23 protein-coding genes are annotated in these 22,977 nt (G+C 71.4%); 16 read left to right on the forward strand and 7 right to left on the reverse strand.

The window, feature by feature from the left end:
* Positions 1-53: 53 nt before the first annotated feature.
* The gene (locus tag ACO1BR_RS08905; RefSeq protein ID WP_426794478.1) at positions 54-1,511 is read left to right on the forward strand and encodes an MFS transporter; all 1,458 of its coding nucleotides are present in this window, start codon (positions 54-56) and stop codon (positions 1,509-1,511) included.
* 17 nt (positions 1,512-1,528) lie between these two features.
* On the opposite strand, the gene ACO1BR_RS08910 is transcribed toward ACO1BR_RS08905, so the two are convergent.
* Positions 1,529-2,548: a helix-turn-helix transcriptional regulator gene (locus ACO1BR_RS08910; RefSeq protein ID WP_426794479.1), complete on the reverse strand. Its 1,020-nt coding sequence runs from the start codon at positions 2,546-2,548 to the stop codon at positions 1,529-1,531.
* Positions 2,549-2,649: 101 nt separating this feature from the next.
* On the opposite strand from ACO1BR_RS08910, the gene ACO1BR_RS08915 reads away from it, so the two are divergent.
* The 3 genes from ACO1BR_RS08915 to ACO1BR_RS08925 all read left to right on the forward strand — a co-directional run bounded on the left by ACO1BR_RS08915 (position 2,650) and on the right by ACO1BR_RS08925 (position 6,961).
* Positions 2,650-4,104 (forward strand): MFS transporter, encoded by a 1,455-nt coding sequence (locus ACO1BR_RS08915; RefSeq protein WP_426794480.1) that lies wholly within the window; start codon positions 2,650-2,652, stop codon positions 4,102-4,104.
* 155 nt (positions 4,105-4,259) lie between these two features.
* Positions 4,260-5,264 (forward strand): aldo/keto reductase, encoded by a 1,005-nt coding sequence (locus ACO1BR_RS08920; RefSeq protein ID WP_426794481.1) that lies wholly within the window; start codon positions 4,260-4,262, stop codon positions 5,262-5,264.
* Positions 5,265-6,379: 1,115 nt separating this feature from the next.
* Positions 6,380-6,961, forward strand: coding sequence for a TetR family transcriptional regulator (locus ACO1BR_RS08925; protein WP_426794482.1), 582 nt, complete (start codon positions 6,380-6,382; stop codon positions 6,959-6,961).
* 282 nt (positions 6,962-7,243) lie between these two features.
* Here ACO1BR_RS08925 and ACO1BR_RS08930 read toward each other — a convergent pair whose 3' ends face one another.
* Positions 7,244-8,626, reverse strand: coding sequence for a glycine--tRNA ligase (locus ACO1BR_RS08930; RefSeq protein ID WP_159503855.1), 1,383 nt, complete (start codon positions 8,624-8,626; stop codon positions 7,244-7,246).
* A 211-nt stretch (positions 8,627-8,837) separates the two neighbouring features.
* Here ACO1BR_RS08930 and ACO1BR_RS08935 point away from each other — a divergent pair, with 211 nt between their 5' ends.
* The 4 genes from ACO1BR_RS08935 (at position 8,838) to ACO1BR_RS08950 (ending at position 12,154) form a co-directional block, all read left to right on the forward strand.
* The gene (locus tag ACO1BR_RS08935; protein ID WP_426794483.1) at positions 8,838-9,800 is read left to right on the forward strand and encodes a metal ABC transporter substrate-binding protein; all 963 of its coding nucleotides are present in this window, start codon (positions 8,838-8,840) and stop codon (positions 9,798-9,800) included.
* A 67-nt stretch (positions 9,801-9,867) separates the two neighbouring features.
* Positions 9,868-10,662, forward strand: a complete 795-nt coding sequence (locus tag ACO1BR_RS08940; protein ID WP_426794484.1) for a metal ABC transporter ATP-binding protein — start codon at positions 9,868-9,870, stop codon at positions 10,660-10,662.
* Positions 10,662-11,555: a metal ABC transporter permease gene (locus ACO1BR_RS08945; protein WP_426794485.1), complete on the forward strand. Its 894-nt coding sequence runs from the start codon at positions 10,662-10,664 to the stop codon at positions 11,553-11,555. The genes ACO1BR_RS08940 and ACO1BR_RS08945 overlap by 1 nt, the downstream gene beginning before the upstream one ends.
* A 173-nt stretch (positions 11,556-11,728) precedes the next feature.
* Complete coding sequence (locus ACO1BR_RS08950) at positions 11,729-12,154, forward strand: Fur family transcriptional regulator (RefSeq protein ID WP_426794486.1); 426 nt, start codon at positions 11,729-11,731, stop codon at positions 12,152-12,154.
* A gap of 106 nt (positions 12,155-12,260) precedes the next feature.
* On the opposite strand, the gene ACO1BR_RS08955 is transcribed toward ACO1BR_RS08950, so the two are convergent.
* From ACO1BR_RS08955 to ACO1BR_RS08965, 3 genes are read right to left on the reverse strand one after another with little or no spacing between them, the layout of a single operon-like run.
* Positions 12,261-13,079 carry an isoprenyl transferase gene (locus ACO1BR_RS08955; protein ID WP_426794487.1) on the reverse strand — a complete coding sequence of 273 codons (819 nt, stop codon included), beginning with the start codon at positions 13,077-13,079 and terminating at the stop codon, positions 12,261-12,263.
* A gap of 55 nt (positions 13,080-13,134) precedes the next feature.
* The gene (gene recO, locus ACO1BR_RS08960; RefSeq protein WP_426794488.1) at positions 13,135-13,881 is read right to left on the reverse strand and encodes a DNA repair protein RecO; all 747 of its coding nucleotides are present in this window, start codon (positions 13,879-13,881) and stop codon (positions 13,135-13,137) included.
* A gap of 47 nt (positions 13,882-13,928) precedes the next feature.
* Positions 13,929-14,144 carry a hypothetical protein gene (locus ACO1BR_RS08965; protein ID WP_426794489.1) on the reverse strand — a complete coding sequence of 72 codons (216 nt, stop codon included), beginning with the start codon at positions 14,142-14,144 and terminating at the stop codon, positions 13,929-13,931.
* Between the two features lie 117 nt (positions 14,145-14,261).
* Between ACO1BR_RS08965 and ACO1BR_RS08970 the strand changes: the two genes are divergently transcribed.
* The 8 genes from ACO1BR_RS08970 (at position 14,262) to ACO1BR_RS09005 (ending at position 21,047) form a co-directional block, all read left to right on the forward strand.
* Positions 14,262-15,095, forward strand: coding sequence for a helix-turn-helix domain-containing protein (locus ACO1BR_RS08970; RefSeq protein ID WP_426794490.1), 834 nt, complete (start codon positions 14,262-14,264; stop codon positions 15,093-15,095).
* Positions 15,077-15,367 (forward strand): DUF397 domain-containing protein, encoded by a 291-nt coding sequence (locus tag ACO1BR_RS08975; RefSeq protein WP_426794491.1) that lies wholly within the window; start codon positions 15,077-15,079, stop codon positions 15,365-15,367. The genes ACO1BR_RS08970 and ACO1BR_RS08975 overlap by 19 nt, the downstream gene beginning before the upstream one ends.
* A gap of 229 nt (positions 15,368-15,596) precedes the next feature.
* Positions 15,597-17,084 (forward strand): ATP-binding protein, encoded by a 1,488-nt coding sequence (locus ACO1BR_RS08980; RefSeq protein WP_426794492.1) that lies wholly within the window; start codon positions 15,597-15,599, stop codon positions 17,082-17,084.
* On the forward strand, positions 17,081-17,509 hold the full coding sequence (locus ACO1BR_RS08985; protein ID WP_426794493.1) for a roadblock/LC7 domain-containing protein: 429 nt from the start codon (positions 17,081-17,083) through the stop codon (positions 17,507-17,509). The genes ACO1BR_RS08980 and ACO1BR_RS08985 overlap by 4 nt, the downstream gene beginning before the upstream one ends.
* On the forward strand, positions 17,506-17,868 hold the full coding sequence (locus ACO1BR_RS08990; RefSeq protein WP_159503844.1) for a DUF742 domain-containing protein: 363 nt from the start codon (positions 17,506-17,508) through the stop codon (positions 17,866-17,868). Before ACO1BR_RS08985 ends, ACO1BR_RS08990 begins: the two co-directional genes overlap by 4 nt.
* A gap of 22 nt (positions 17,869-17,890) precedes the next feature.
* Positions 17,891-18,469 (forward strand): GTP-binding protein, encoded by a 579-nt coding sequence (locus ACO1BR_RS08995; RefSeq protein WP_159503843.1) that lies wholly within the window; start codon positions 17,891-17,893, stop codon positions 18,467-18,469.
* Positions 18,466-19,896 (forward strand): cytochrome P450, encoded by a 1,431-nt coding sequence (locus ACO1BR_RS09000; RefSeq protein ID WP_426794494.1) that lies wholly within the window; start codon positions 18,466-18,468, stop codon positions 19,894-19,896. The genes ACO1BR_RS08995 and ACO1BR_RS09000 overlap by 4 nt, the downstream gene beginning before the upstream one ends.
* The gene (locus ACO1BR_RS09005) at positions 19,812-21,047 is read left to right on the forward strand and encodes a cytochrome P450 family protein (RefSeq protein WP_426794495.1); all 1,236 of its coding nucleotides are present in this window, start codon (positions 19,812-19,814) and stop codon (positions 21,045-21,047) included. Before ACO1BR_RS09000 ends, ACO1BR_RS09005 begins: the two co-directional genes overlap by 85 nt.
* 75 nt (positions 21,048-21,122) lie before the next feature.
* Here ACO1BR_RS09005 and ACO1BR_RS09010 read toward each other — a convergent pair whose 3' ends face one another.
* Both ACO1BR_RS09010 and ACO1BR_RS09015 read right to left on the reverse strand, forming a co-directional pair.
* Positions 21,123-21,833, reverse strand: a complete 711-nt coding sequence (locus ACO1BR_RS09010; protein WP_426794507.1) for a TerB family tellurite resistance protein — start codon at positions 21,831-21,833, stop codon at positions 21,123-21,125.
* A 204-nt stretch (positions 21,834-22,037) separates the two neighbouring features.
* The coding region (locus tag ACO1BR_RS09015; RefSeq protein WP_426794496.1) for an alpha-isopropylmalate synthase regulatory domain-containing protein at positions 22,038-22,977 on the reverse strand (940 nt) is incomplete at its 5' end.

Raw genomic sequence — 22,977 nt, forward strand, 5'->3', positions numbered from 1 at the left:
CGACGAACCGCCCCGCCGGGGACGTCCGGCCGGGATCGTTGTAGCGTTCAACCATGCCCGCCGTCAGCCGCCGTCGCCGCCTGCTGGTCCTGGCGATCTGCTGCCTGAGCCTGCTGATCGTCAGCCTCGACAACACCATCCTGAACGTCGCGCTGCCGACCATGCAGCACGAGCTGGGCGCCTCGGTCTCCGGGATGCAGTGGACGATCGACGCCTACACCCTGGTCCTGGCGTCGCTGCTGATGCTGTCCGGCTCGATGGCGGACCGCCTCGGCCGCCGCCGGATCTTCACCGTCGGGCTGGTGGTCTTCGCGATCGGCTCGCTGCTGTGCAGCCTGGCGCCCGGGCTGGAATGGCTGGTGGTCTTCCGGATGGTGCAGGCGGTCGGCGGGTCGATGCTCAACCCCGTCGCCATGTCGATCATCACCAACACCTTCACCGACCCCCGGGAACGGGCCCGCGCCATCGGGGTGTGGGGCGGTGTGGTCGGCATCAGCATGGCGGCCGGGCCGGTGATCGGCGGACTGCTGGTGCAGAACGTCGGCTGGCGGTCGATCTTCTGGATCAACGTACCGATCGGCGCCCTGGCGCTGTTCCTCACCCGGCGGTACGTCCCGGAGTCCCGCGCCCCCAGGCCCCGCCGGGTCGACGCGGTGGGCCAGCTGCTGGTGATCGCACTGCTCGGCTCCCTGACGTACGCGATCATCCAGGCCCCGGAGACCGGCTGGACCTCCCCGGAGATCCTCTCGTTCGTGCTGGTGGCCGCGGCCTCCCTCGCGGCCCTCGTCGGCTACGAGAGCCGCCGCCGCGAACCCCTCATCGACCTGCGGTTCTTCCACAGCGTCCCGTTCGCCGGCGCCACCGTCACGGCCGTCTGCGCGTTCGCCGCGCTCGGCGGCTTCCTCTTCGTCAACACCCTCTACCTCCAGAACATCCGCGGCCTGTCCGCCCTGGAAGCCGGCCTCTACATGCTCCCCATGGCCGGGATGACCCTGGTCTTCGCCCCGCTCTCCGGACGCCTGGTCGCCGGCCGCGGCGCCCGGCTGCCGCTGCTGCTGGCCGGTACGGCGATGGCCGCCAGCGGCCTGCTCTTCGCCGCCTTCGACGCCCCGTCGACCAACGCCCTGCTGCTCACCGGCTACGTCCTCTTCGGCATCGGCTTCGGCCTGGTCAACGCCCCGATCACCAACACCGCGGTGTCCGGTATGCCGCGCGCGCAGGCCGGCGTGGCGGCGGCGGTGGCCTCCACCAGCCGGCAGGTCGGGCAGTCGCTGGGCGTCGCGGTGATCGGCGCCGTTCTGGCCGGCGGGGCGCACCTCGGCGCCACCCCCGCCGCCTTCCTCGCCGCCGGCCGCCCCGTCTGGTGGATCATCACCGGCTGCGGCGCCGCGATCCTCCTCCTCGGCGCCCTGACCACCACCCGCTGGGCACACGCCACCGCCCGGCGCACCGCGGCGCTCTTCGAGAACGGGACGGCCCGCGGGCACAGCCGGGCGGGCGCGGAGTCGTAACCTGCGACCGGGCACGCTCACCCCTGGGCGAGCGCCAGCTTCTCCAACCGCTCCAGCCGCTCCCGCGACACCTCGTCGACCGGGGTGTACACCAGCGCCTTCGGCCCGGGATTCGGCCCCGTCCACAGATTCGTCCCGGTCAGCTGGAGCACGCCGACCTCCGGGTGCCGGAAGACCTTGAGGGCGCTGGCCTGGCGCTCGACCTCGTGCTGCGCCCAGATCTCCCGGAACTCCGGCGACGCTTCGGTCAGCCGCGTCACCAGCGCCTTCCACGCGGGCTCCGCGACATGCTCGGCCATCGAGGCGCGGAACTTGGCGGTCATCGTCCGGATCGTCGCCTCCCGGTCGACGAGCGCGGCCCGCCACCCGGGGTGGGTGAACGCCAGCCACATGCAGTTCCGGTCCTCCTCGGGCAGCGCGTCGAGGTCGCACATCAGCTGCCCGTACGTGCTGTTGTAGGCGAGGATGTCGAACCGGCTGTTCTGCACCACCGCGGGGAACGGCGCGAGTTGGTCCAGGATCTGCCGCAGCGCCAGCGGCACGCCCGTGCACTCCTTGCCCGGCAGCGGGTCGATCGCCCCGGCGAGCGCGAAGAGGTGGCTGCGCTCGGCGCGGTCCAGCAGCAGCGCGCGGGCCACCGCGTCCAGCACCTGCGGCGAGACGTGGATGTCCCGGCCCTGTTCGAGCCAGGTGTACCAGGTCACGCCGACCGCTCCGAGATGCGCGACCTCCTCGCGGCGCAGCCCGGGGGTGCGGCGGCGGCTGCCGCGCGGCAGGCCGACCTGCTCGGGGGTGATCCGCTCCCGGCGGCTGCGCAGGAACGCGGCCAGCTCCGCCCGCCGGATCGCGTCGCCGGCCCGGATCGTGTCGCCGGCCCGGGGGGCGCCGCCGGCCCGGGGGGCTGCGCCGCCCCCGCCACGTGTGGCACGCTGCGACACCGCCACATCCGAGACGGTGGTCACATCCGGGACGGTGGTCGCGTCCGGGACGGTGCCCGGTCCCGCCGCCGCTGCCACATCCGTCGTATCCAGACTCATGCGTCCAGCCTGCCGCAGAGCCCAGACAGTTGCCAGGTAGCGCTGATACCAGGATAAGGACACTCTGGTACCCGTCTGAGCCGACCACGATCATCGACGGCGTGACCGAAACCCAGATACAGAGCACCACCCCGGCGGCACCCACCACCGCCGCCCGGCACCGTTCGGCGGCGACCCCACTACTCACCCCCCTGGGCCTGCTGACCGTCCTCCTGGGCGCGGCCCTCCCGATGATCGACTTCTTTATCGTCAACGTGGCCCTGCCGACCATCGACCACGACCTGCAGGCGGGGCCCGCGCTGCTGGAAATGGTGGTCGCCGGCTACGGCGTCGCCTACGCCACGATGCTCGTCCTCGGCGGACGGCTCGGCGACATCGCCGGCCGGCGCCGGCTGTTCCTCTGGGGCCTTGCCACCTTCGGTCTCACCTCGCTCGCCTGCGGACTGGCCCCCGACGCCTGGACGTTGGTGATCGCCCGGGTCGCCCAGGGCGCGGCCGCCGCCCTGCTGCTGCCTCAGGTACTGGCCACCATCCAGGCCACCACCACCGGCAAGCGGCGCGCCAAGGCCGTCAGCCTCTACGGCGGCACGGCCGGCGTCTCCAGCGCCGTCGGCCAGGTGCTCGGCGGGCTGCTGGTCTCGGTCGACCTGGCCGGCACCGGCTGGCGCGCGGTGTTCCTGGTGAACGTCCCGATCGCCGTGGTGGCCTGGCTGCTGGCGGCCCGTACGGTCCCCGAGACCCGGTCCCCGCACCCCACCCGCGTCGACGGCCCCGGCACCGCGCTGCTCGCCACCTCCCTCATCGCCCTGCTGCTGCCTCTCACCGAGGGCCGCGCCGCCGGCTGGCCCGTGTGGTCCTGGCTGCTGCTGGCGGTCTTCCCGTTCTCGGCCGCCGCGTTCATCGCCGTCGAGCGCCGCGCCGAGCGGACCGGCCGCACCCCCCTCGTACCGCCGTCCCTCCTCCGCATCCCCTCCGTCCACAGCGGCCTGTCCATGATGATCCCGTTCTCCGTCGGCTTCGGCGGCTTCATGTTCGTGGTGGCGGTGGCCCTCCAGACCGGCCTGCGCTACGGCCCGCTCGCCGCCGGCATCGCGCTCGCCCCGCTCTGCCTCGCCTTCTTCCTCGCCTCGCTGGCCGGCCCGCGGCTGGTGCAGCGCTTCGGCCGCCGGGTGGTGATCACCGGCTCGCTGCTCCAGGGCGCCGGGCTGCTCGCCCTGGCCCTGACCGTCCACGCCGACTGGCCGCACATCCCGGTCCTGGAGCTGGCCCCGAGCATGACGGTGCTGGGCTTCGGGCAGGGCCTGCTGATGCCGGTCCTGATGCGGATCGTGCTGAGCGAACTGCCGGTGGCTCAGGCGGGCGTGGGCGGCGGCGTCATGGTCACCACCCAGCAGTCCGGTCTCGCCCTCGGCGTGGCCACGCTGGGCACCCTCTTCCTCGCCCTGCTCCCCGCCGCCGGCATCCGCGACGCCCTGCTCGCCGCCGTACTGGCCCAGCTCCTGATCGTCCTCGGCACGACCCTGCTCGGCTTCCGCCTCCCCCGCACCCTGCACTGAGCCCCGCTTCTCGCCCCTCCCCACGGCCCGCTCCCCCACCCCTCCATCACCCCTCACCCTTACGACTGACAAATATTGAAATCTGTCAGCCGTCATGTCATGGTTGAGGCACGGCTGAACCAGCCACCCACCATCCCTCCCCTCAGGAGCACGCCGTGCAGACCCGCACCCTCGGCACCACCGGCCCGCAGACCTCAGCCCTCGGCCTTGGCTGCATGGGCATGTCCGCCCTCTACGGCGACAGCGACCGCGCCGAATCCCTCGCCACCATCCACGCCGCCCTCGACGCCGGCATCACCCTCCTCGACACCGGCGACTTCTACGGCATGGGCCACAACGAACTCCTCCTCAACGAAGCCCTGCGGACGGCCCCCGCCGCCGCCCGCGAAAAGGCCCTGACCAGCGTCAAGTTCGGCGCCCTGCGCACCGTCGAGGGCGGCTTCAGCGGCTATGACGGCCGGCCCGCCGCGGTGAAGAACTTCGCCGCGTACTCCCTCCAGCGCCTGGGCACCGACCACATCGACATCTACCGGATCGCCCGCGTCGACCCCGACGTCCCGATCGAGGAGACCATCGGCGCCATCGCCGAGCTGGTCGAGGCCGGCCACGTCCGCCACATCGGCCTCTCCGAGGTGGGCCCGGACACCCTGCGCCGGGCCGCCGCCGTCGCCCCGATCGCCGACCTCCAGATCGAGTACTCCCTCATCTCCCGCGGTATCGAGGACGCGATCCTCCCCACCGCCCGCGAACTGGGCATCGGCATCACCGCCTACGGAGTGCTCTCCCGCGGCCTGATCAGCGGCCACTTCACCCGTGACCGCAAGCTCGCCGCCAATGACTTCCGCGGGATGTCGCCGCGCTTCCAGGGCGACAACCTGGATCGCAACCTCGACCTGGTGGACGCACTCCGCAAGATCGCCGACCAGAAGGGCGTCTCGGTCGCCCAGACCGCCATCGCCTGGGTCCTCTCCCGCGGCGAGGACATCGTCCCTCTGGTCGGCGCCCGCCGCCGCGACCGCCTCACCGAGGCCCTCGGCGCCCTGGACGTCACCCTGGACGCCGGCGACCTGACCGCCATCGAGCAGGCCATCCCCGCCGGCGCCGCAGCCGGCGACCGCTACCCGGCAGCCCAGATGGCCCACTTGGACAGCGAACACTGACCACGGAGAGGAGCGACATCGAGAGGCGGACGACGAACGCCACCCTGCCGGGCACCCGGCCCACGGCGAGCGAAGGGCCACGGGGCAACGCCAACACACCCGCCGACCGCTCGCCGTTCACGCCCCGCCGACCGCCTACCACTCACGGTCCCGCCGGCAGGACATCAGCTGCCTACGGCCACAGGCTCGGCAAACGAGCCGCCTGCCGACGGCCGCGGTGGCCGTCGGTGGCAGCCGGACAGCCGGTGGCCCCACAAGCGGACGCACCTGACGGCTCTCGATGACCCGCCCGAATCGCAACAGGGAGTCCCGTCCGGAGTCCGTACCTTGGGGCTCCGCAACCGGGGTTCGCGCTCTGGGCCTCCGACGGTCGGGGTTCGCGCTCCGGCACTCAGCGGCCGGGGGGACGGGCGCGGGGCTCGGGGCCGGGGGAGGCGGACGCGGGGCTCGGGGCTCGGGGCTGGAGTTCAAGTCCGGGCTCTTTGGCTGGAGTTCACGCCTTGGGTCTCCATGGCCGGGGTTCGAGCCGGGACTCCGCGGCCGGAGTTCATGCCTTGGGGCTCCACGATCGGGATTCGAGCCCGGCGCGCTCCGAGGCCGGAGTTCGAGCCTGGGGGCCGTGGGCAGGCATCGGGCCCGCCGCGCTCCGAGTCCGGAGTTCGAGCCGGGGAGCCAGGGAGAGCCGTGGCTGGCGTTCGTTGGCTGGCGTTCCTGCCGGGGCACGCGCGGGCTCGTGCCAAGGCGCAGGCGAGCCCATGCCAGGGCGCACGCGAGCTCGTGCCGAGGCGCACACGGGCTCATACCCGGGCGCACGCGAGCCCGTGTGCCGACGCATACGCGAGGGGGAGGGGTGGGGGGAGGGGGAGGGGGAGGCCCCGGGAAGAGCGCATCACGGGTACCGTCCGTAGAGAACGAAGACGGACCCCAGGTCGGGCACCAGCCAGCTGCCCACCACTGGCCACCTGCCGGGTCGCCCACCACCGGACGCCCGCCGGTTGCCCACCACCGGACGCCCTCGGTTACCCATCGATGTCTCGCCGCCGCCATCCCTCCCCCCGCCACCATCCCTTCCGCCCCCTCCCGCCCCGCCCCTCCCCGAAAGGCCGGCTCGTTTCATGCCCCCCGAGACGTTGACCCCCGAGCGCATCCTCGAAGCCACCGAGGAGGTGCTGCGCCGCTACGGCCCGGCCAAGGCCACCGTGGTCGACGTCGCGCGCGCCCTGGGCGTCAGCCACGGCAGCGTCTACCGCCACTTCCGTACGAAGACGGCGCTGCGGGAGGCCGTCACGGCGCGCTGGCTGGACCGTACGAGCGAGCAGCTGGCGACCATCGTCAGGGACGCGGGTCCGGCCGACGACCGGCTGCGCCGCTGGCTCGCGACCCTCTTCGAGGCGAAACGCCACAAGGCCGGCGACGACCCCGAACTCTTCGCCACGTATATGACGTTGATCGGCGAGAGCGGCGGTGTCGTCGACCGCCATGTCACCGACCTCGAATCCCAGCTCGCCACGATCATCGAGGCCGGCGTCGCCGAGGGCGCCTTCCGCGCCCCCTCCCCCGCCACCACCGCTCACGCCGTCTTCGCCGCCACCGGCCGTTTCCACGACCCGTGTTACGCCGCGGAGTGGTCCCGCCCGGAGATCACCGCCGACTTCGAGGCGGTCCGCGACCTGGTGATGCGGGGGCTGCAGGGCTAGGGCCTCCCGGCCCTGACCCACCGGACAGGCCCGAGGTTCCGCCCGTCCCCGACCGACCTACGGGACAGCCCCCAAGGCCCCGCCCGTCCCCGATCCACCGGACCGGCGCGAGGTCCCAGATCCCAGGTCCCAGGCCCCGCCCGACCCCCGACCCAACCCACAGGACAGACCCCAGGCGGGTCGGAGGGCCCTGTCCGTACGGCCGCGCGCAGCGAAACGCCGGCCGTCCCCGGGAAGTTGCGGGGGCGGCCGGCGCTCTGTCGTTGCCGGGCGGGCGGCGGGTCAGCAGCCGAGGAGACGGCCGCCCAGGTAGGACTGGATCTGGTCGAGGCTGACGCGCTCCTGCTTCATCGTGTCGCGCTCGCGCACCGTGACGGCGTTGTCGTCGAGGGTGTCGAAGTCGACGGTGACGCAGAACGGGGTGCCGATCTCGTCCTGGCGGCGGTAGCGGCGGCCGATGGCGCCCGCGTCGTCGAACTCGATGTTCCAGTTCTTGCGCAGGTCCGCGGCCAGGCCCTTGGCCTTCGGGGAGAGTTGCGGGTTGCGGGAGAGCGGCAGGACCGCGGCCTTGACCGGGGCCAGTCGCGGGTCGAGGCGCATGACCGTGCGCTTCTCCATCTTGCCCTTGGCGTTGGGGGCCTCGTCCTCGACGTAGGCGTCGAGGAGGAAGGCGAGCATCGCGCGGCCGACACCGGCCGCGGGCTCGATGACGTACGGGGTCCAGCGCTCGCCGGCTTCCTGGTCGAAGTAGGAGAGGTCCTGGCCGGACGCCTTGGAGTGCGAGGAGAGGTCGTAGTCGGTGCGGTTCGCGACGCCCTCCAGCTCGCCCCACTCCGAGCCGCCGAACTGGAAGCGGTACTCGATGTCAGCGGTGCGCTTGGAGTAGTGCGAGAGCTTCTCGGCGGGGTGCTCGTACCAGCGGATGTTCTCCTCGCGGATGCCGAGGTCGCGGTACCAGTTCCAGCGCTGCTCCATCCAGTACTCGTGCCACTGCTCGTCCTCGCCCGGCTTGACGAAGAACTCCATCTCCATCTGCTCGAACTCGCGGGTGCGGAAGATGAAGTTGCCCGGAGTGATCTCGTTCCGGAAGGACTTGCCCATCTGCGCGATGCCGAACGGCGGCTTCTTGCGCGAGGTCTGCTGCACCTGGGCGAAGTTGGTGAAGATGCCCTGCGCGGTCTCGGGGCGCAGGTAGGCGACCGAGGCGGTGTCCTGGGACGGGCCGAGGTGGGTGGAGAGCAGGCCGGAGAACTGCTTGGGCTCGGTGAAGCCGCCCTTGTTGCCGCAGTGCGGGCAGTTGATGTCGGCGAGGCCGTTCTCGGGCAGCCGGCCGTGCTTCTCCTCGTACGCCTCTTCCAGGTGGTCGGCGCGGAAGCGCTTGTGGCAGGAGGTGCACTCGGTGAGCGGGTCGGTGAAGGTGGCGACGTGGCCGGACGCCTGCCATACCTCGGGGGCCAGGATCACCGACGAGTCGATACCGACGACGTCCTCGCGCGAGGTGACCATGGCGCGCCACCACTGGCGCTTGAGGTTCTCCTTGAGCTCGACGCCGAGGGGGCCGTAGTCCCAGGCAGCACGGGAGCCACCGTAGATCTCACTGCAGGGGTAGACGAAGCCACGGCGCTTGCTCAGGCTGACGATGGTATCGATCTTGTCGGCGGCCACGGTGCTCTCTTCATTACGACGACGAACAATGGACAGGACGGCGCGTAGCGCCTCGACGAGGGGGGTTGCTCGGGAGACGGGCGGGCGAATAGTTCAGGGTACCGGCGGCCGTACCCTCCGGATCAAATCGGTTCCGGCCGCTTCCTCGGGCACTGTGACCTGCTTCGCACTTTGTTGACAATCATTTCCATGTTTGTTGAAAATGAGTGTCATGAACGTACGCCCGAACATATCCACCGCAGCCATAGCCGGAGCCGCGGTCCTCGGCCTGCTGGGCCTCACCGCCTGCTCCGCCGCCGACGCCGGCCGCTCCGGCGACGGCAAGCTGAAGGTGACGGCGTCCTTCTATCCGATGCAGTTCCTCGCCGAGCAGATCGGCGGCTCCCACGTCGAGGTGTCCAACCTCACCAAGCCGGGCGTCGAGCCGCACGACCTGGAGCTCACCCCGAAGCAGACCGCGCAGCTCGGTGAGTCCGGCGCGATCGTCTACCTCAAGGGCCTGCAGCCCGCCGTGGACGACGCGATCAAGCAGTCCGGCGTCAAGAACGTCGCCGACGCGGCCTCCCTCACCTCGCTCGAAACGCACGGCACCGAGGTCGACGGCCACCACCACTCCACCGGCGACAACCACTCGCACTCCGAGTCCGAGCCGGGCCGGGACCCGCACGTCTGGCTGGACCCGGTGAAGTACGCCGAGGTCGCCAAGGGCGTGGGCCGGACGCTCGCCCAGGCCGACCCGAAGAACAGGGCCGACTACCAGAAGAACACCGACGCCCTGGTCAAGAAGCTGGACGGGCTGGACAAGGAGTTCCGGGACGGGCTGAAGAACCGGGCCTCGGACACGTTCGTCACCACCCACGCGGCGTTCGGCTACCTCGCCGAGCGGTACGGCCTGACCGAGGAGGCGATCAGCGGCCTGGACCCGGAGTCCGAGCCCAGCGCCAACCGCATCAAGGACCTGCACACCCTCGCCGCACAGCACCATGTCTCGACGGTCTTCTTCGAGACCATCGCCAACCCGGCCACCGCCAAGGCCCTGGCCGGGGACCTGCACCTGAAGACCGACGTCCTCGACCCGCTGGAGGGGATCACCCCCAAGTCCCGCGGCAAGGACTACTTCGGTATCCAGCGCGCCAACCTCGCCGCGCTGGAGCAGGCGCTCGGCGGCAAGTGACCGCGCAGCGGCGGCCCGGCATGCCGCCGGGCGCGATTCGGACGTACCGCACGACGGAGGTCGGCACATGAAGGACAGGGACCAGCCCGCCATGGAGGGCGAGCCCGTCATAGCCCTGCGCGGCGCCACCGCGTCGCTCGGCGCCCGGCCCGTGCTGCGCGGGGTCGATCTCACCGTGCGCCCGGGCGAGGTCGTGGCGTTGCTCGGCGCCAACGGCTCCGGCAAGTCGACCGCCGTACGGTCGGTGATCGGCCAGGTTCCGCTGACCGGCGGTGAACTGTCGCTGTTCGGGACGCCGTTCCGGCGTTTTGGGGACTGGGCCCGGATCGGGTACGTGCCGCAGCGCACGACCGCGGCGGGCGGGGTTCCGGCCACCGTCCGCGAGGTGGTCACGGCCGGCCGGCTGGCCCGTACGAAGCTGGGCATCCTGCGCCGGGCCGACCGGGCCGCGGTGCATCGCGCGCTGGAGCTGGTCGGGATGGCGGACCGGGCCAGGGACTCCGTCAACGCCCTGTCGGGAGGACAGCACCAACGGGTGCTGATCGCCCGTGCGCTGGCCGGTGAACCGGATCTGCTGATCATGGACGAGCCGATGGCCGGGGTCGACCTGGCCAGCCAGGAGGTGCTGGCCGCCGCGCTGCGCGAGCAGGTCGCCCGGGGCACCACGGTGCTGCTCGTCCTGCACGAACTGGGGCCGCTGGAGCCGCTGATCGACCGCGCGGTGGTGCTGCGCGACGGCTGCGTCGTCCACGACGGCCCGCCGCCCGAAGCCGTCGGCCAGCATGCGCTGCCCGGCCACGACCATGTCCACCCGCACGCCGACGCGTCCGCGGAACCGCTCCGAACGGGGCTGCTGAGCTGATGGAAATCCTCGACTACGCCTTTATGCAGCGGGCGCTGATCGCCGCCCTGATCGTCGGTGTCACCGCGCCCGCCATCGGTATCTACCTCGTCCAGCGCCGCCAGGCCCTGATGGGCGACGGTATCGGCCATGTCGCCCTCACCGGCGTCGGCCTCGGCTTCCTGCTGAACTCCAGCCCGGTCTGGATGGCCACCGCGGTCGCCGTCGTCGGCTCGGTGATCATGGAGCTGATCCGCTGGTACGGCAGGACCCGCGGCGATCTCGCGCTGGCCATGCTGTTCTACGGCGGCATGGCGGGCGGTGTGCTGCTGATGAACCTCTCCGACGCGGGCTCCAACGCCAATCTCGGGACGTATCTCTTCGGTTCGATCACCACCGTCTCGCCGCAGGACATGACGACGATCTGCGTCCTGGCCGCGCTGGTGCTGGCGATCACCGTCGGGCTGCGCCGCCAGCTGTTCGCGGTGTGCCTGGACGAGGAGTTCGCGCGGGTGACGGGGCTGCCGGTGCGGCTGCTGAACCTGCTGGTCGCGGTGACCGCCGCGGTCACCGTCACGGTCGCGATGCGGGTGGTCGGTCTGCTGCTGGTCAGCGCGCTGATGGTGATCCCGGTGGCGGCGGCGCAGCAGCTGAGCCGCAGTTTCGCGGTGACCTTCGCCGCGGCGGTGGCGATCGGCGTGGTGGTCACCGTCGCCGGGACGACGACCTCGTACTACGTCGACGTGCCGTCCGGAGCGACCATCGTGCTGTTCGCCATCGGGCTCTTCGTGGCGTTCACGGCGCTGGCCGCCCCGCTCGCGAGAAAACGCGCCAGAGCGGCCGCACAGGCCGCCGAGGGGTGCACTCTGGAGGTACCCGCCGACCGGGTTCCGGCGGACGACGTGCGGGTGTGAGGCGGGTCCGCGGCGGGTGGCCTGACCCAGTCGTACGACGCGCCCGCCAGGGGTAGGGCCGGCCGGTGCGGGACAGACATGGAGGTAAGTGTCCCACCAGGGTTCCGGGCATCACCTGGCACAATGGCCCAACGCATGCGCAGGGCAAGTCCTGACGTCCTAGGGAGGCAACGGTGGCGACGAGCGCGGGATCTCCGGTACGCGGCCGGTCGACGCGGCAGCGGACCGCGGTTTCGGCCGCACTCGACGAGGTCGACGAGTTCCGCAGCGCGCAGGAGCTGCACGACATGCTCAAGCACCGGGGCGACTCGGTCGGGCTGACCACCGTCTACCGGACGCTGCAGTCCCTCGCCGACGCCGGCGAGGTCGATGTGCTGCGGACCAGCGAGGGCGAGGCCGTCTACCGCCGGTGCAGCACCGACGACCATCACCACCACCTGGTCTGCCGGGCCTGCGGCAAGGCCGTCGAGGTCGAGGGCCCCGCGGTCGAGAAGTGGGCCGACCAGATCGCCGCCGAGCACGGCTTCCGCGATGTCGCCCACACCATCGAGATCTTCGGTACGTGCGGCGAGTGCGCGGACCGCGCGGCGGCGCGGTAGCAGTAGCAGTAGCTGCGGACATACGGGAACGGCCGCCTCCGCCTGCGGGCGGGGGCGGCCGTTGCCTGCTGTTCCGGCCGGGCGGCGCGGGGCGGGACGGGCCCGTTTACGTGGCCGACTCGCCCTCGGCGATCGGCGCCGCCCCGAAGCGGCGGTCCCGCTTCGCGTATTCCAGGCAGGCGTCCCAGAGGTTCCGGCGGTCGAAGTCCGGCCAGAGAATGTCCTGGAAGACCATCTCGGCGTAGGCGCTCTGCCAGATCAGGTAGTTCGACGTCCGCTGCTCGCCGGACGGCCGGACGAAGAGGTCCACATCCGGCATGTCCGGGTAGTACATGTACTTCGCCACGGTCTTCTCGTTGACCTTGGACGGGTCCAGCTTCCCGGCCCGGACATCCGCCGCGATCGCCGCCGCGGCGTCCGCGATCTCCGCCCGACCGCCGTAATTCACGCAGAAATACAGCGTCATCGCGTCATTCTTCTTGGTCTGCTCCTGGGCGACCTGGAGTTCCTGCACCACGGACTTCCAGAGCTTCGGCATCCGCCCGACCCACCGGATGCGGATACCCAGCGCGTCCATCTCGTCACGGCGCCGCCGGATCACGTCCCGGTTGAAGTTCATCAGGAAGCGGACCTCGTCCGGTGACCGCTTCCAGTTCTCCGTCGAGAAGGCGTAGAGCGAGAGGTTCTTCACGCCCATTTCGATGCAGCCCTTGAGCACGTCGAGGACGACGCCCTCGCCGACCTTGTGGCCCTCGGTGCGCGGCAGCCCGCGCTCCTTGGCCCACCGGCCGTTGCCGTCCATCACGATCGCGACATGGTTCGGGACGAGCTCGCCGGGGATCTTCGGCGGGCGCGCGCCGGACGGATGCCGCTCGGGCGTCTCGTACTCGCGCCGGTTGCGGCCCAGAATCCCGCGTACTGCCATGCGCCCCAGTCTCCTCTGCAGATCGTTGACTCATTGACTCGATTGACGGCCCGCGCTATTTCTCCACGTAACGGAGGGAGCGCAGGCCTCGTTCCAGATGCCAGTGCAGATACGCCGCGACGAGGCCGCTGCCCTCCCGGACATGCCGCGCCTCGCAGGCGTCCGCGGTCTCCCAGTCGCCGGTCAGCAGCGCGCCGAGGAGCCCGATGGCCTCTGAGGAGGGTACGACGCTTCCGGGCACCCGGCAGTCCCCGCAGACGACGCCGCCCGCGGCCACCGAGAAGAACCGGTTGGGACCGGGCAGACCGCACCGCGCGCAGGCACCGAAGCTCGGCGCGTAGCCGTTGACCGCCAGCGAGCGCAGCAGGAACGCGTCCAGCACCAGGTGCGGCGCGTGCTCCCCGTTGGCGAGCGTGCGCAGCGCGCCGACCAGCAGCAGGTACTGCTGCACGGCCGGCTCGCCCTCGTGGTCGGTGAACCGCTCGGCGGTCTCCAGCATCGCCGTCCCGGCCGTGTAGCGCGCGTAGTCCGTGACGATGCCGCCGCCGTACGCGGCGATCGTCTCGCTCTGCGTGCACAGCGGCAGCCCGCGCCCGACCAGCTCGCCGCCGCGCGCGTAGAACTGCACGTCGACGTGCGAGAAGGGCTCCAGCCGGGCCCCGAACTTCGACTTCGTGCGCCGTACGCCGCGCGCCACGGCCCGCACCCGGCCGTGACTGCGGGTGAGCAGGGTGATGATCCGGTCCGCCTCGCCCAGCTTCTGGGTGCGCAGCACGATGCCGTCGTCGCGGAACAGACTCATGGGGCCATTCTCGCGCACGACGGCAGGGCGGCGGTCCCGGGTGGCTCTCAGGGCCGCTCGCCCCGGGCGGGCTCCGCCAGCGCGTCGGTCAGCTGCCGGGCGACCTCCATCGAGCAGCGCCCCAATTCGACGAGCGGCGGCATATAGCGGTGCGCGATGGACACCGGGTCGGGGCGGAGTGAAGGCAGCACGATCCCCGCCCGGGCGAGGGCCTCGCGCAGTTCCGTCGTCACGGCATTCACTTCCTTGAGGTGCTGCTGCATGATCGTCCGCCCTTTCCATGGGGGTTTCACTGTTCGCATGCAGAGCGTGACGCTGCGGAACTACGCTCTGCAATGGGATCGGCACTACAACTGCCGGGCAGGCAGAGGGAGTTAGCCATGGCCAATGGCTCACGCATGGCGGCATGGGAACACTGGGGCGCGGAGCTCAAATACCGCAGAGAACTCGCCGGGCTGACCCAGAACGAACTGGGGCGGCGGGTGTTCGTCTCCGGCGGCTACATCGGCCAGTTCGAGCAGGCGATCCGCAGGCCGCAGCTGGATGTGGCGACCCGGATCGACGAGGTGCTGCAAACCGACGGCTTTTTCGAGCGGGCCTGGCGCAAGCTGATCGACGACAAGCGGTATCCGGATTACTTCGCGGCGGTGGCGGAGCTGGAGCGGTTGGCGGCGAGGATCTGCGACTGCGAGCCCATGATCGTGCCTGGGCTGCTACAGACAGCGCCGTACGCACGGGCCGTCATGCGCGCGGGCGATCCGTTCTCGGAGGATGAGCAGATCGAGGAAGCGGTACGCAACCGACTGGACCGGGCCGCCATCCTCAAGGGCGCTACACGGCCCGTGTATTGGGCGTTGCTCCATGAGGCCGTTCTCCGGGTCCCCGTAGGCGGCCCGAATGCCATGGCCGAGCAGCTGGAGCACATCGCGCAGCTCGCCCGCGAGCACAAAATCCTCGTGCAGATCCTTCCGTTCGCCGCGGGTCCGTACCCTTCCATGGGCAAGATGATGCGGCTCCTGGAGTTCGACGACGCCCCGCCAACCGCCTATACGGAAGGCGTGCGTTCGGGGAATTTGCTGGACGATCCGGCCACCGTCAAGGGTGTGCGCGAAGAGTACGATCTGCTCAGGGCCATCGCGCTGTCACCAGAGGCGTCGCTGGCCCTGATGGAATCGGCGGCGGAGGATTTCAGACGATGCGAGACTACGACCTGAGCACAGCCCGTTGGCGCAAGAGCAGCTACAGCGACGACAAGGGCGGCAACTGCGTCGAAGTCGCTCACGACTTCCCTGGCGCCGCCAACTGGCGCAAGAGCAGCTACAGCGACGATAGCGGCGGCAGTTGCGTCGAGGTCGCCGACCAGTTCTCCGGCCTCGTCCCCGTCCGTGACAGCAAGGACCCCCACGGCCCCGCCCTGGTCTTCCCGGCCGGCGGCTGGACCGCGTTCGTCGGCGCCGTCAAGGACGAGCGGTTCCGGACCGCCTGACCTGACCCCACCCGCACCACCCACGGCCCCGCCCTCCCCGGATGGCGGGGCCGCATCACGTTACCGACCGGTCATCACCGTCGGAATGCGACCTTCCACACTTCTCCGTCGCTGCACGTCGAGGGCCCTCACACGGCGTCAGGCGGCAGGTAGCATCCGGTGATGATCGGCGGCACGGCAGCCGTGACGGCCGGCCATCATCCCCGTCAGCCCCCAAACGAGGATCCCGATGACATCCATACCCGAGGCGCTGTTGTGGTGCCTCAGCGCAGGCACGGCCGCCGCCGTGGTGTTGGCGGCGCTCTCGATCCGGGCGAGCGGACAGCGCAAGGCCCTGAGAGCGCGGCTGGCCGCCGCCGAGGAACACAGCAGCGCCACGCTCCACAGCAACACGGAGCTGTCGGCCCGGCTTCGGGCCACGGAGGCCGAGATCCGGCATCTGGCCGGGGCGCGGCTGCCCGACCTGACGATGGCGCTGGCTCATCCGCATGTGCCGGTACGGGGGCTGCTGGACGGCCGGTTCGCCGGGTCGGAGACCGATGAGGCGCTGAGCGGCGTACTGGAGCAGGTCGGCGAGGCGATCACCAAGGAGCGGCAGCGGGTCGACGCCGCGGCGCAGTCGACGCTGCGCGGTGCCACCACCACGATGCAGGCGCTGCTGTACCAGGTCCAGACGGCGCTGCAGACCATGCAGCACAAGTACGACGACCCGCAGATCGCGCAGGACCTGCTCGACGCGGACTTCCTCAACGAGCAGGCGCTGCGCCGGATCCAGGCCACGGGTGTGGTCTGCGGTGCCTGGCCGGGGCTGACGCGGGAGGACTCGTATCTCGCGGAGTTGGTGGCGGGTGCCACCTCGCGGCTGCGTGGTTACGAGCGGGTACAGGTCAGCAACCAGCTGCGGGATCCGGTCGCCGTGGTGGCGCGGGCCGTCGAGCCCGTCGCGATCACCGTCACCGAGTTGCTGGCGAACGCGCTGCACCACTCGCACCGGGAGCTTCCGGTCGCCGTGACGCTCCAGCAGGGCAGCCGCGGCGCGTCGGTCATCATCGACGACTACGGCGTCGGGATGCACGACGACGAGCTCAAGCACGCGATGGAGCTGCTGGCGGGTGACGAGGGCCTGCTGCTGACGCAGCTGGGCGATCCGCCGCGGTCCGGTTTCGCCGCGGCGGGGCAACTGGTGCGGCAGTACGGGTTCGGGGTGCATGTGGAGCCGTCGCCGTACGGAGGGGTGCGGGCCGTGGTGTACATCCCGGGTGATCCGCTGCTGACGGTGCTCGACGAGACGGCGCAGCCGATGTCGGTGATGGCGCCGGTGCCGCACCGTCCGGCCCCCGGTGCCGGGGTGCGGGACCGGTCCGGGTCGGCGTCCGTGATGCCGACCGGAGCCGCGGCGCCGGCCACCGCCGCCGGGGTCACCGGTCGCACCGGGGTTCCCGCCGCTGCCCCCGCGGTCCCCGCGGCGCCGGCAGCGCCGGCAGCGCCGGTTTCGTCTGCCGAACTCCCGCAGGCGGACGGGGAGTTGCCGCGCCGGCGGCGCCGCAGGCCGCAGTCCGAGGAGCAGGCCGACCCGCGCGACGAGAACACGATCAACATGCGCTCCCCGGAGGAGACGGCGTCCCGCTGGGCAGCGCTCCAGCAAGGCACCGAGTCCGGCCGGGCCGCAGCCCAGTCAGAGCCCCCGCGCAGTCCCGAAGGGAACGCCCAGTCATGAACAGCCCCACCCGCCGCCGTGTCGCCGAGGACAAGTCCTGGGTGCTGACTCCCCTGTTGGAGCTGCCGCATGTGGTCCACGCCGCCGTCATCTCCGGCGACGGCTTCATCGAGGGCGCCTCGCCGGGGCTCTCGCGGGAGGCCGCGGAGGGTGTGGCGGCGATGATGTCCGCCCTCCAGGGCGCGGGGCGCGCGGTGACCGCGGCGTTCGCCGAGAAGCCCGACACCCGGCTGCGGCAGACGGTCATCGAGTCGGAGGAAGGTTTCGTCTTCGCGATTCCGGCGGGGGAGAACACCTGCCTCGCCGTGTTCGCCGGTCCGGAGGTGAACATGGGCGTCGTCGCGCACCACATGCAGATCCAGGTGACGACCCTGGGCAGCAAGGTCATGAACAGCCGCGCCCGGGACACCGGTACACCGGCATGACGCCCCGCCAGAGCGGCGGACGGCGCCTCGTACCGGCCTATCTGGCGACCGGCGGGCGCGCCCAGCCGAGCCGCAACACGTTGGACCGGCTGACCGTGCTGCACGGCGTGGACATGCCGATCACCAGTGAGGTACGCCCCGAAGAGCACCGGATCCTGGAGCTGCTCCAGCCCGGGGCGCTGACTCTGGCCGAGGTGGCCGCCCATCTCCACCTGCCCGTCAGCGTGGTGAAGGTGCTGGTGGCCGACCTCGTCGATGCCGGGCGCCTGCACGCCCGAGTCCCCATACCCGAAGCCGAGCAATTCGACCGGCAGATCCTGGAGAGGGTTCTCGATGGACTCCGCTCTCTCAAGTCCTAGCACCGGTGCCGGAACCGGCGGCATGTACCTCGACGGCGACCGTCAGACGCTGGTCAAGCTGCTGGTCGCGGGCCCGTTCGGGGTCGGCAAGACCACGCTGATCCGTGCGCTCTCGGAAATCCAACCGCTGCACACCGAAGAGGTCATGACGCAGTCCGGCGCGATGGTCGACGACCTCGCCGGTGTCCGGGACAAGACCACCACCACCGTCGCCATCGACTTCGGGCGGCTGACGCTGCCCGGGGACCTGGTGCTGTACCTGTTCGGCACACCCGGGCAGAAACGCTTCCGCCCGCTGTGGCAGGACATCGCACGCGGCGCGCTGGGCGCCCTGGTCCTCGCGGACACCCGCCGGCTGGCGGACTCGTTCGAGGTGATGGACATCGTCGAGGAGGCCGGGCTGCGGTACGCGGTCGCGGTCAACACCTTCCCGGACGCCCCGCAGTACGACGTGGAAAAGCTCCGCGACGCACTCGATCTGCACCCGGACACACCGCTGGTGCTGTGCGACGCCCGCGACAAGGAGCAGTCCGTCGACGCGCTGATCGCGCTCGTCCGCCACGTCCTGGACAACCTCCCCGAGGAGAACCCGAACCCGTGACTTCCCCGCACCGGCCGGGCGCCGCACCATCGCCGTCCTGCCCCGCGCAGGCCGTCCCCCCGCCGCAGGAGCAGGCGCCGCCGCCGGGCTGCCCGGCGCACGCGGCGCCGCAGCACAAGGCGCCGGCCCAGCCGGACGCGCACGCACCGGTGAAGCTGTACGGACCGGACTTCGCCGCCGACCCGCACCGCTTCTACCGGCATCTGCGCCAGTACGGGGCGCTGGCACCGGTGGAGATCGCGCCCGACGTGACCGCGATGCTGGTGACCGACTACCGGGCCGCGCTCGACCTGCTGCACGACGACGCCACCTGGTCCAAGGACTCCCGGGAGTGGATGACGACCGTCCCGCAGGACTCCCCGGTCATGCCGATGCTGATGTGGCGCCCCAACGTCTTCTACAGCGACGGGCCGGCGCACGTGCGCTACCGGGACGTCATCGTCGACAGCTTCAAGCTCGTCGAGCCGCACGAACTGCGCGCCCGCGTGCACCATGCCGCGGACACCCTGATCCAGCGCTTCGGCGCCCGGGGCGAGGCCGACCTGATCGCCGACTACGCGCGGCTGATCCCGCTCCTGATGTTCAACAGCCTCTTCGGGCTGCCGGACTCGTACAGCGAACGGCTCATCGCGGCGATCGCCGGGATGCTGGACGGCAACTCCCCGGAGGAGGCCGCCGCCGCCAACGAGGCGTTCACCAGCTACATCATGGAGCTGGTCGGCACGAAGAAGGCCGCGCGCGGGCCGGACCTCACCTCGTGGTTCATGGACCACCCCAACGCGCTGAACGACGAGGAGCTGATCCACAACATCATCCTCACGATGGGCGCGGGCAACGAACCGCTCGCCAACCTCATCGGCAACGCGCTCTCCCGGATGCTCTCCGACGACCGCTACTACAACACCCTCTCCGGCGGCGCGCTGACCGCGCAGGACGCCATCAACGAGGTGCTGTGGAACGAGCCGCCGATGGCCAACTACTCCGCCCACTTCCCGGTCCGCGACGTGTTCTTCCACGGCACCTGGGTGCGCAAGGGGCAGCTGGTGATGGTGTCGTACGCGGCGGCCAACGGCCAGTTCGACACCACCGAGGTACTGGCGCCCGGCTCGGGCAGCGGCTCGCACCTGGCGTGGGCGGCCGGCCCGCACGCCTGCCCCGTGAAGCGGCACGCGCTGCTGATCGCCACCACCGCGATCGAGCGGCTGACCGCCTGGCTCTCGGACATCGAACTCGCCGTCGACCACAGTGAGCTGGAGTGGCGCAACGGGGCCTTCCACCGGGCGCTGGCCGCCCTCCCGGCCCGCTTCACCCCCATCACCCCGGACCAGGCAGGAGCCACGCCATGGCACAACAGCGAGCAGAGCGCTATGTCATCGACCCGGCCGGAACCGACATCCACGGCGAGGCGGCCCGCCTCCGCGCACTAGGCCCGGCGGCTCGGATCGAGCTGCCCGGCGGCATAGCGGCCTGGGCGATCACCGGCCACGGCCTGCTGAAGGAGCTGCTGACCGACGACCGGGTGTCCAAGGACCCCCGGGCCCACTGGCCGCAGTGGCAGCGCGAGGAGATCCGCGGCAGCTGGCTGCAGTCGTGGATCGGCGTGACGAACATGTTCACCGCGTACGGCGCCGACCACCGGCGGCTGCGCAAGCTGATCGCCCCGGCGTTCACCGCCCGCCGCACCGACGCCATGGTGCCGCGGGTGGAGCAGGTCACCCGCGCGTTACTGGACGGCCTCGCGGCGCGCCCCGCCGGCGAGGTCGTCGATCTGCGCGAGTCCTTCCACCACCCGCTGCCGATGCAGGTGATCTGCGAGCTGTTCGGCTATCCCGAGGGGCGGCCGCGGGTCGAACTCGCCCGGATCGTCGCGGAGATCATGGACACCACGGCCACGCCCGAGCAGGCGAGTGCGACCTGGGTGTCGGTCAACGCGCTGCTCGGCGACCTGGTCGCCGCCAAGCGCGCACAGCCCGCCGACGACCTGACGAGCCTGCTGGTCGCCGCGCGGGACGACGCGGGCCAGGGGATGACGGAGCGGGAGCTGCTGGACACCCTGATCCTGGTCATCGGCGCCGGCCACGAGACCACCGTCGACCTGCTCGGCAACGCGGTGTACGCGCTGCTGACCCACCCCGAGCAGCTCCGGCTGGTCCTCGACGGCACCGTCTCCTGGAACGACGTCATCGAGGAGACGCTCCGCTGGTCCCCCAGCATCGCCAGTCTCCCGCTGCGCTTCGCCGTGGCGGACATCGAGCTGCCGCACGGCGAGGTGATCCGCAAGGGCGAGGCGCTGCTCCCGATGTACGCGGCGGCGGGCCGCGACGCGGCGCAGCACGGCCCGGACGCGGCGGCCTTCGACGTCCGGCGGACGGGCCAGGAGCATCTGGCGTTCGGCCACGGCGTCCACCACTGCATCGGGGCGCCGCTGGCCCGTCTGGAGGCCCGCACCGCGCTCCCGGCCCTCTTCGACCGCTTCCCGGACATGCGACTGGCCGTGGATCCCGGCGAGTTGGCGCCCGCGGGCGGTTTCATCGCGGGCGGGCTGCGCAGCCTGCCGGTGCGGCTGACGGCCGGCTGAGCCGCCGCCGTTCCCGTGCGTCGCGGACGGCCCCGTCACCTTCCCGGTGGCAGGGCCGTCGGCGTCTTCCCGCGGCTACCTCGGGGTGCGGGCCGCGGCGGCGAGCAGCCGGTGCACGTCGGCCGGGCGGAGCATCAGGGCGGCGCCGACCGTGCCGAGCACCTCGCGTTCGGCGGGGGTGTAGGAGCCGTCGGCGAGGGCGATGCGGGCGCCCTGGAGGAGCAGCGACTCCCGTCCGGCCGGGGCGAGATGGGGCGCCAGCGGCTCCAGCGCCTCGTGGAGCTCTATGGCCAGCGCGGTGCCGCACGGGTCGAGGCCCTGCGCTCCGCAGTGCCCGCCGGTGACCGCGTCGTAGGTGCCGGTGAGCCGGCCGCTGTCGGCGGCGAGCGCGGCGAGCAGGGTGAGCAGCTGGTCCTCGGAGCAGTCGTCGAATCCGGCCGCGCGGACCGTGTCGACGGCGGTGTCGCGGACCGTGCGGGAGGACGTGCCGCCGGCCGCCAGCAGTGCCAGGGTCAGGGTGTGCACGGCGTCCCGGAGCATCGCCGAGAAGCGGACGGTGGTGGGGTGGTCGAGGGCGTCCGGCCCGAAGTGGCCCTGGCAGGCGGAGCATTCGAGGACGGGTCCGGCGGTGCCCCGGGGCAGGACCGGGACGCCGAGGAGGGTGAGGCGGCGCCGGCCGGTGCGGCGGAGGTAGTTGCGGTCGCCGCCGCAGTCGGGACAGAAGAACTCGCCGTCGGCGACGGTACGCCAGGACGTGCGCACTCCCATCACACACCAGTTGCGCATCACGTCTGCCTCCGTAACTCCCCCGCAGCCTCGACGACGCGGGGAGTTACGCCCACGGCCCCGTCGCCGTTCGGTACGTGATGTTAGCCACATTGGTGATGCGCCGTCAGTACCCCGTATCGGACAACGCCCGGACATCTGGCCGGAATACGCGGGGCCCCGCCCCTTCCCGGAGGGAGGAGCGGGGCGTGGCGCGGCCGGGGGTCAGCGGCCCGCGCGGTTGACGGCGGAGACGACCGCCTTGAGCGAGGCCCGGGTGGTGTTCGCGTCGATGCCGACGCCCCACAGGACCCGGCCGTCGATCGCGCACTCGATGTACGAGGCGGCCTGCGCGGAGGCGCCCTCGCTCATCGTGTGCTCCTGGTAGTCCAGCAGCCGGGCGTCCACGCCGATGCCCTGGAGCGCGTGGAAGAACGCCGAGATCGGGCCGTTGCCGGAGCCGACCAGGACCGTCTCGGCACCGTCCACCTCGGCCTCGACGGTGAGGGTGTCGACGCCGTCCTTGTCGGTGGTGGTCTGCCCGGTCTTGACCTGGATGCGGCCCCACGGGTCGTGCGGGTTGGGCAGGTACTCGTCCTGGAAGACGGACCAGATGGCGGCCGGGGTGACCTCGCCGCCCTCGGCGTCGGTCTTCCCCTGGATGATCCGGGAGAACTCGATCTGCATCCGGCGCGGCAGGTCCAGCTTGTGGTCGTTCTTCAGGACGTAGGCGATACCGCCCTTGCCGGACTGCGAGTTGACGCGGATGACCGCCTCGTAGGAGCGGCCGACGTCCTTGGGGTCGATGGGCAGGTACGGCACCGCCCACTCGATGTCGTCGACGGTCGTGCCCCGGGCCGCGGCGTCGGCCTCCATGGCGTCGAAGCCCTTCTTGATGGCGTCCTGGTGGGAGCCGGAGAAGGCGGTGTAGACCAGGTCGCCCGCGTAGGGGTGGCGCGGGTGGACCTCCATCTGGTTGCAGTACTCGCTGGTGCGGCGGATCTCGTCGATCTGCGAGAAGTCGATCTGCGGGTCGACGCCCTGGGAGAAGAGGTTCATGCCCAGGGTGACCAGGTCGACGTTGCCGGTGCGTTCGCCCTGCCCGAACAGGCAGCCCTCGATGCGGTCGGCGCCCGCCATGATGGCCAGCTCGGCGGCGGCGACC

The sequence above is a fragment of the Streptomyces sp. YGL11-2 genome, from assembly GCF_050054615.1.
Lineage (GTDB): Bacteria > Actinomycetota > Actinomycetes > Streptomycetales > Streptomycetaceae > Streptomyces.

What these genes read in the sequence shown, in the direction of transcription:
- ACO1BR_RS08905 (WP_426794478.1), top strand. Translation starts at nt 54, where the DNA reads ATGCCCGCCGTCAGCCGCCGTCGCCGCCTGCTGGTCCTGGCGATCTGC.
- ACO1BR_RS08910 (WP_426794479.1), bottom strand. Translation starts at nt 2,548, where the DNA reads ATGAGTCTGGATACGACGGATGTGGCAGCGGCGGCGGGACCGGGCACC.
- ACO1BR_RS08925 (WP_426794482.1), top strand. Translation starts at nt 6,380, where the DNA reads ATGCCCCCCGAGACGTTGACCCCCGAGCGCATCCTCGAAGCCACCGAG.
- ACO1BR_RS08935 (WP_426794483.1), top strand. Translation starts at nt 8,838, where the DNA reads ATGAACGTACGCCCGAACATATCCACCGCAGCCATAGCCGGAGCCGCG.
- ACO1BR_RS08940 (WP_426794484.1), top strand. Translation starts at nt 9,868, where the DNA reads ATGAAGGACAGGGACCAGCCCGCCATGGAGGGCGAGCCCGTCATAGCC.
- ACO1BR_RS08945 (WP_426794485.1), top strand. Translation starts at nt 10,662, where the DNA reads ATGGAAATCCTCGACTACGCCTTTATGCAGCGGGCGCTGATCGCCGCC.
- ACO1BR_RS08955 (WP_426794487.1), bottom strand. Translation starts at nt 13,079, where the DNA reads ATGGCAGTACGCGGGATTCTGGGCCGCAACCGGCGCGAGTACGAGACG.
- recO (WP_426794488.1), bottom strand. Translation starts at nt 13,881, where the DNA reads ATGAGTCTGTTCCGCGACGACGGCATCGTGCTGCGCACCCAGAAGCTG.
- ACO1BR_RS08965 (WP_426794489.1), bottom strand. Translation starts at nt 14,144, where the DNA reads ATGCAGCAGCACCTCAAGGAAGTGAATGCCGTGACGACGGAACTGCGC.
- ACO1BR_RS08970 (WP_426794490.1), top strand. Translation starts at nt 14,262, where the DNA reads ATGGCCAATGGCTCACGCATGGCGGCATGGGAACACTGGGGCGCGGAG.
- ACO1BR_RS08975 (WP_426794491.1), top strand. Translation starts at nt 15,077, where the DNA reads ATGCGAGACTACGACCTGAGCACAGCCCGTTGGCGCAAGAGCAGCTAC.
- ACO1BR_RS08980 (WP_426794492.1), top strand. Translation starts at nt 15,597, where the DNA reads ATGACATCCATACCCGAGGCGCTGTTGTGGTGCCTCAGCGCAGGCACG.
- ACO1BR_RS08985 (WP_426794493.1), top strand. Translation starts at nt 17,081, where the DNA reads ATGAACAGCCCCACCCGCCGCCGTGTCGCCGAGGACAAGTCCTGGGTG.
- ACO1BR_RS08990 (WP_159503844.1), top strand. Translation starts at nt 17,506, where the DNA reads ATGACGCCCCGCCAGAGCGGCGGACGGCGCCTCGTACCGGCCTATCTG.
- ACO1BR_RS08995 (WP_159503843.1), top strand. Translation starts at nt 17,891, where the DNA reads ATGTACCTCGACGGCGACCGTCAGACGCTGGTCAAGCTGCTGGTCGCG.
- ACO1BR_RS09005 (WP_426794495.1), top strand. Translation starts at nt 19,812, where the DNA reads ATGGCACAACAGCGAGCAGAGCGCTATGTCATCGACCCGGCCGGAACC.
- ACO1BR_RS09010 (WP_426794507.1), bottom strand. Translation starts at nt 21,833, where the DNA reads ATGCGCAACTGGTGTGTGATGGGAGTGCGCACGTCCTGGCGTACCGTC.